Annotated in this window: 6 protein-coding genes and 1 pseudogene; 5 read left to right on the forward strand and 2 right to left on the reverse strand. The window is 58.3% G+C overall.

Annotated features, from left to right (window positions below):
• The 4 genes and pseudogenes from B4F73_RS05915 to arsC form a co-directional block, all read left to right on the forward strand.
• Positions 1-464, forward strand: a pseudogene (locus tag B4F73_RS05915) (DNA topoisomerase IB); the annotation flags it as partial.
• 79 nt (positions 465-543) lie between these two features.
• Positions 544-1,623 (forward strand): PLP-dependent cysteine synthase family protein, encoded by a 1,080-nt coding sequence (locus B4F73_RS05920; protein ID WP_290482721.1) that lies wholly within the window; start codon positions 544-546, stop codon positions 1,621-1,623.
• Positions 1,624-1,635: 12 nt separating this feature from the next.
• Positions 1,636-2,802 carry a winged helix-turn-helix domain-containing protein gene (locus B4F73_RS05925; RefSeq protein ID WP_290482722.1) on the forward strand — a complete coding sequence of 389 codons (1,167 nt, stop codon included), beginning with the start codon at positions 1,636-1,638 and terminating at the stop codon, positions 2,800-2,802.
• Positions 2,803-2,953: 151 nt separating this feature from the next.
• Positions 2,954-3,361: an arsenate reductase (glutaredoxin) gene (gene arsC / locus B4F73_RS05930; protein WP_349679544.1), complete on the forward strand. Its 408-nt coding sequence runs from the start codon at positions 2,954-2,956 to the stop codon at positions 3,359-3,361.
• A 2-nt stretch (positions 3,362-3,363) separates the two neighbouring features.
• Here arsC and B4F73_RS05935 read toward each other — a convergent pair whose 3' ends face one another.
• Both B4F73_RS05935 and B4F73_RS05940 read right to left on the reverse strand, forming a co-directional pair.
• Positions 3,364-3,756 carry an STAS/SEC14 domain-containing protein gene (locus B4F73_RS05935; RefSeq protein WP_034811103.1) on the reverse strand — a complete coding sequence of 131 codons (393 nt, stop codon included), beginning with the start codon at positions 3,754-3,756 and terminating at the stop codon, positions 3,364-3,366.
• 160 nt (positions 3,757-3,916) lie between these two features.
• On the reverse strand, positions 3,917-5,161 hold the full coding sequence (locus tag B4F73_RS05940; protein ID WP_206991054.1) for an acetyl-CoA C-acetyltransferase: 1,245 nt from the start codon (positions 5,159-5,161) through the stop codon (positions 3,917-3,919).
• Between the two features lie 167 nt (positions 5,162-5,328).
• On the opposite strand from B4F73_RS05940, the gene B4F73_RS05945 reads away from it, so the two are divergent.
• Positions 5,329-5,772 (forward strand): hypothetical protein (locus tag B4F73_RS05945; protein ID WP_290482723.1); only part of this gene is annotated, 444 nt, incomplete at its 3' end.

The following is a 5,772-nucleotide window of genomic DNA, read 5'->3' on the forward strand; positions in this document are numbered from 1 at the left end:
ACAAGATCGTTTGCGCCTACAAGGGCAAGGGCGGCACGCCGCGCCGCGTCATTGTGAAAGATAAATTGTTGGCGAAGACCCTGGATGGTCTGATGGCCGAGCGCGGCGCGTTCCTCTTCCGCTCGCGCAAGGTCCGGCCCGCGGCGCAAGATGTAAACGCGTACATCCAGGAAACACTGGGCCTGTCCTTTACCGCCAAGGATTTCAGGACATGGAAGGGCAGCGTTGCCGCGGTCGATGCCCTGACCAAGGCAGAGGACATCACCATCAAGGCGATCACCCAGGCCGCGGCCAACGTACTCGGCAACACACCTGCAATCGCCAAATCGTCCTATATCCATCCCGTTCTGCTTGATCTGGCCCGCGATAAATGCCGCCCGCATCAGGTTTGCGACGAGGCAGAGTCTCTTGCCGGGGAAGACCTGTTGCTCGCCGTGCTGGAGGCCGTGCAGCCCTTGGCCTGACAAAGGCTGCGCGCTGCAATTGCCCTGATGGGACAAGCCTCTATGGTGACGGCGAAGGCGGCTGGAGCAGGGGGCAGATTTGGATATTTCACATCTTGATTGGGACAGGCGGCGCTGGGTACGCGAGGCGGTGCAGCGCATCAATGCGGATTTCAATCGCTCGGCTGACACTCATTTGATCAAGGTGGATCTGCCCGGATTTCCGGAACAGACGCTCTATCTGAAGGATGAGTCCACGCATCCGACCGGCAGTCTGAAACACAGGCTTGCGCGCTCGCTCTACCTGTTCGCCCTCTGCAATGGATGGATCGGGCCAGACACGGTTATCGTGGAAAGCTCGTCCGGCTCTACCGCCGTCTCGGAGGCCTATTTTGCGCGCTTGCTGGGCCTGCGTTTCATCGCGGTGGTTCAAGAAGGCGTCTCGCGCAGCAAGATCGACCAGATCGCCTTCTATGGCGGCGAGACCCGCGCCGTGCCGCCTGCGGACATCTATGCCGAGGCGCAGCGCATCACGACTGAACTTGGCGGCCACTATATGGACCAGTTCACGTATGCCGAGCGGGTTACTGACTGGCGCGGCAACAACAACATTGCCGAAAGCCTGTTCTCGCAATTGGCCATGGAGGCCCATGCCCTGCCGGACTGGGTGGTGATGAGCGCTGGTACGGGCGGCACATCGGCCACGATCGGCCGGTTTATCCGCTATCGCTGTGACATCGCCGCGAAGACGTCGCTCTGCGTCGCGGACCCGGAAAACTCGGTCTTTTATGATCATTATGAAACGGGCGACCCGGATATCCGTATCGGGACGAAGTCTCGTATTGAAGGTATTGGTCGCCCGCGCGTGGAAGCTTCATTCCAGCCAGACGTGATAGACCGGATGATGCGCGTGCCGGATGCAGCATCCATCGCCACGATCCACTGGCTGCAGGATATTCTTGGCCGGCGCTGTGGCGGATCGACCGGCACCAATGTATGGGCAGCACTAACCTTGTTGCGCGAAATGCGCGCCGCCGGACAAGCGGGCAGCGTCGCGACCCTCATTTGCGATGGGGGCGAGCGCTATCTTGACACCTATTATGATGATGCCTGGATCGCCTCTCAGGGGTTGGACCTCATGCCATACCTCGTCAGCTTGCAAGAATTCACGCGAGACTGATCGCTCCATCGCATGAGCAACATGACGCCGCTTCGCATTTCCAACCGAGAGGCTCGCCGGCTTTGGTTATGGACCAATGGGCTCGCCGAAACGCCGACCGGAAAGCTCGATGTGATGGGCATGCTCCACGCCCTTGGCTTCGTGCAGATTGATACAATTCGCAATGTGACCCGTGCCCATCACCACATTCTGTGGAGCCGAAACCAGAACTATCGCGAAGAGATGCTTTGGCCGCTTTTGGGTAGAGATCGTCAGATCTTTGAACATTTCACCCATGATGCCTCGCTCATTCCCATGGCGTATCTGCCATACTGGCAGCGGCAATTTCGTCGCCTCGGTGCCAAAGTGGCCCGGCATGAATGGTTCCAGTCCGGCCTTGCGCAAGAACAGATTGCCCAGATCCGCGCCCGGATCGAAGCTGAAGGCGCTTTGTCGACGCACGCCTTCGACACCAAGGCCACCAGTCGCGAAATGTGGGCCCGGCCACCGCACAAGAGAGCACTCGACCAGATGTGGTATGCGGGAGACCTCGCCACCTGTTACCGACAGAATTTCGTCAAATACTACAATCTTCCAGATCGTGTTTTTCCTGCCCCTCTTCGCGATGGGCCGCCGGATCACGAGCAGATAGACTGGCTCTGCCAGAACGCGATCGATCGGCTCAGCTTTGGCACAACCGGCGAAATCCAGCGCTTCTGGCAAGCGATGAGTTCGGCAGAGGCAAAGTCATGGGTGATGAGCGCCAAGCATCTGGTTCCGGTCGAGATCGAGTGCTCGAACCGGCGAACGGTTCTCGCCTATGCAACTCCCGACATCGAAACCCGCTTGGCGACGGCTCCGGCGCCGACAAGCCGCCTGCGTATCCTCAATCCATTTGATCCGGCGGTGCGAGATCGAAACCGCCTCGAACGGCTCTTCGGATTTGACTATCGCAATGAAATGTTCGTTCCCGCCGCCAAGCGCCGCTGGGGGTACTATGTCTACCCGCTTCTCGAAGGGGACCGTTTCACGGGGCGTATCGAAATCAAGGCAGATCGGGCGAAGGGGTGGATGAGCGTGACCGGCTTTTGGCCCGAGCCGAACGTCAAATGGACCCCGGCTCGCCACGATAAACTGAACGCCGAGCTTACCCGATTTGCCCGCCTCGCCGGGATCGGGGACGTCAGATGGGCCATCTGAAGAAACCTGAATCCCACATCCCGCCAAGTGGTCACATCCGGCCGAAGGGTGAAGGGCCTGTGATCGTGATCTGCTCTCTTTGAAATGTTGTCACACTTTGTCAGCATAGTCTAAAGAAGCAGCGACCAACCGCCCGAATAGCGAGTTCATCATGAGCATTACGATCTATCACAATGCAGACTGCGGCACGTCTCGCAATGTGCTTGAAATTATCCGCCAAAGCGGCGTTGAGCCGGATGTCGTCCAATACCTTCAGCGCGGTTGGACGCGGGAATTGCTGGCGGGTTTGCTGGCCGCAGCGGGACTGACACCGCGTGAAGCTTTGCGCACGTCCAAGAGCCCGGCCGAGGAGCTTGGTCTGACGGATCCGGCGGTGGATGATTCCATACTTTTCGAAGCCATGCTGAAACATCCCATTCTCGTGAACCGACCAATTGTTGTTACCAAAAAAGGGACGGCGCTGTGCCGTCCCTCTGAGAAAGTATTCGATCTGTTGGACAACCCGCCTGCCAGCTTCACAAAGGAAGACGGCGAGACGATCCAGTCCGGTCAGGTTTGAACCTAGGCCATTTCGGTTTCGGCCTTTGCCTGTTCCAGCCAGACACGTGCGTCGGCTTCATCGGCAAGCTCATAGACTTTCAACTCGGTGTCGGGCAGGGCCACCGCCTGCATCTTCGCCGACTGGCGTACCCATGCCTGGTCGGTGAGAACAGCGACCTTGCCAAAGCGTTTCTGTAGGGCAAAGAACTCAGCCTTGCGTGACCAGTCGCTGGCGACATTGTGGAGCGTGCCCAGATCCATATGCTGCAATCGCACCAGCAGGCTGCCGGGATCCTCCGCGTCAGTCTGCTCCATGATTTCATCAACAGCTTCCGGCATGGTGTCGGGGTTCAGTTCGCCCTGCGCGTCGATGGTGGTGAGGTGATTGGTTTCAGCTTGGATTGTATAAGGCATGAGTCTCCTGATGGGGTTGCTTCTTCATAAGCAACGCCTTGAGGAGGGGAGCGTTCCCGACCAATTGCATATCGGTGGAAGCGCGAAAAAAAGCCCGGCCCAGGCAAGCCTGGACCGGGAGAGGATTGAACAGATTGTGAGTAAGTTTCTGGGAGGAAGTTTAAATCCGTTCAATGATGATTGCCGGAGCCATGCCACCAGCCGCGCACATGGTGACCAGGCCATAGCGACCGCCAGAACGTTCGAGCTCGTCCAGCGCGGTGCCGATCAGGATGGAGCCAGTGGCACCAATCGGGTGGCCGAGCGCCATAGCGCCGCCATTGATGTTCACTTTTTCCCGGTCCAGCTTGAGATCGCGGATGAACTTTTCGGCCACGACCGAGAAGGCTTCGTTGATTTCGTAAACGTCGATATCGTCTGTGGTCAGGCCGGCTTTTTCCAGCACTTTCTTGGCTGCCGGAACCGGCGCGTTCAGCATCAGGGTTGGATCGTCGCCCATGTTTGCCGTGGCTACGATGCGGGCACGTGGCTTCAGGCCGTTCTTGTCGGCATATTCTTTCGAAGTGACGAGGATTGCGGCTGCGCCGTCCACAACACCGGAAGAGTTACCGGCATGATGGACATGGTTCATCTTGCCTTCGAGTTGTGGGTATTTCTTGGTGACCATCGCGCCATAGGTGTTTCCCTGGTCATCGACCGGGATTTCCATGAACATGTTGAAGACGGTTTTCAGGCCGGAGAGGCTTTCCATCGTCGTGCTGGGGCGCGGGAACTCGTCCTTGTCGAGCGCCAGTGTGCCGTCGCGATTGTAGACAGGGATCAGGGACTTGTCGAAACGGCCTTCATCCATGGCGCGTTTGGCGCGCTGCTGGGAGGTCACGGCCAGCTGGTCAACGGCTTCGCGGTCTATGCCTTCCAACGTGGCGATCGCATCTGCGCAGACGCCTTGCTGTGACTGCGGGTGCATCTCGCGCAAGTGAAGGTTGCCGGCGTCCATCATTGGTGGATTTTTTGGATCTGCCGTCGATGCGGTGTAGCTCATCATCTCACAGCCGCCCGCGATAACGCAGTCTTCCATACCGGACATGATCTGCGCAGCAGCGAGGGAAACGGTGGTAATGCCAGAGCCGCAGAAGCGGTCCAGCGTTACGCCGGAGGCTTTCACGTCGAAGCCGGCATCGAGGGCCGCCATACGACCCATATCGGCGCCTTGCGCGCCGCGCTGGCTGGATGTGCCCCAGATGACATCATCTACGGTGGCCGTATCAAGATTGTTGCGGTCGCGGATCGCGCTCAGCACGGTTGCGCCCAGATGCTGCGGATGCAGGTGCGCGAGCGACCCTTTTCCAACCTTGCCAATGCCTCGCGGCGTGCGCACGGCGTCAATAATATAGGCCTCAGCCATCTGGTCTCTCCCTTGGGTTTATTATTTTCCCAAGTTTACGCGCACGTAAGCGTAAATCCAGCCGTGACGTCGGGTTATGCAGGTCAACTGTTTTTGGGGCTGTTCGGAACGGTCCAGTTTGTATTTCATTAACTATCGGGTAATCGGGAACAAACGGGGAGATCTGCATGGCCGACGACGCGAACGACCTGTCACAGGATGACATCGCCTATTTCGCGAACCGCCCGTCACCCGAATACGACGAAGTGGTATTGCAGGCCGACTATGCCGCGCGCGCCGCAATCAGCTTCTATCGGTTTCGCCAGCTTGGCGGCGGTCGCAATGGCACGACGCCCGAAACCAAAATGAAATTCGGCAAATCGACAGGGCGGGGCATTCATTATGTCTCCGACCATCCGCAGGTCCGCATTTTGAACTTGTCGGTTATCGCATTGCTCATTCTGTTTGAAAGCGCGGCCAATGCGTACTTCTTTGCGCAGCAGAGCGAGTTCGGCATCTCCGGCGGCATCTTCCAGGCTGCGGCGGTCTCGCTCGCCAATGTCGCCACCAGCTATTTCATCATCGGTTTCTGGGGCCTGCGCCATGCCTCGATCGGACTGGATCCAAACAAG

Origin of the sequence: Hyphomonas sp. UBA3601, from assembly GCF_002375605.1 — a bacterium.
GTDB lineage: Bacteria > Pseudomonadota > Alphaproteobacteria > Caulobacterales > Hyphomonadaceae > Hyphomonas.

Bases quoted from the DNA above. Each gene is read 5' to 3' on its own strand.
- B4F73_RS05940 (WP_206991054.1), bottom strand. From the start codon at position 5,161: ATGGCTGAGGCCTATATTATTGACGCCGTGCGCACGCCGCGAGGCATT.
- arsC (WP_349679544.1), top strand. From the start codon at position 2,954: ATGAGCATTACGATCTATCACAATGCAGACTGCGGCACGTCTCGCAAT.
- B4F73_RS05935 (WP_034811103.1), bottom strand. From the start codon at position 3,756: ATGCCTTATACAATCCAAGCTGAAACCAATCACCTCACCACCATCGAC.
- B4F73_RS05925 (WP_290482722.1), top strand. From the start codon at position 1,636: ATGAGCAACATGACGCCGCTTCGCATTTCCAACCGAGAGGCTCGCCGG.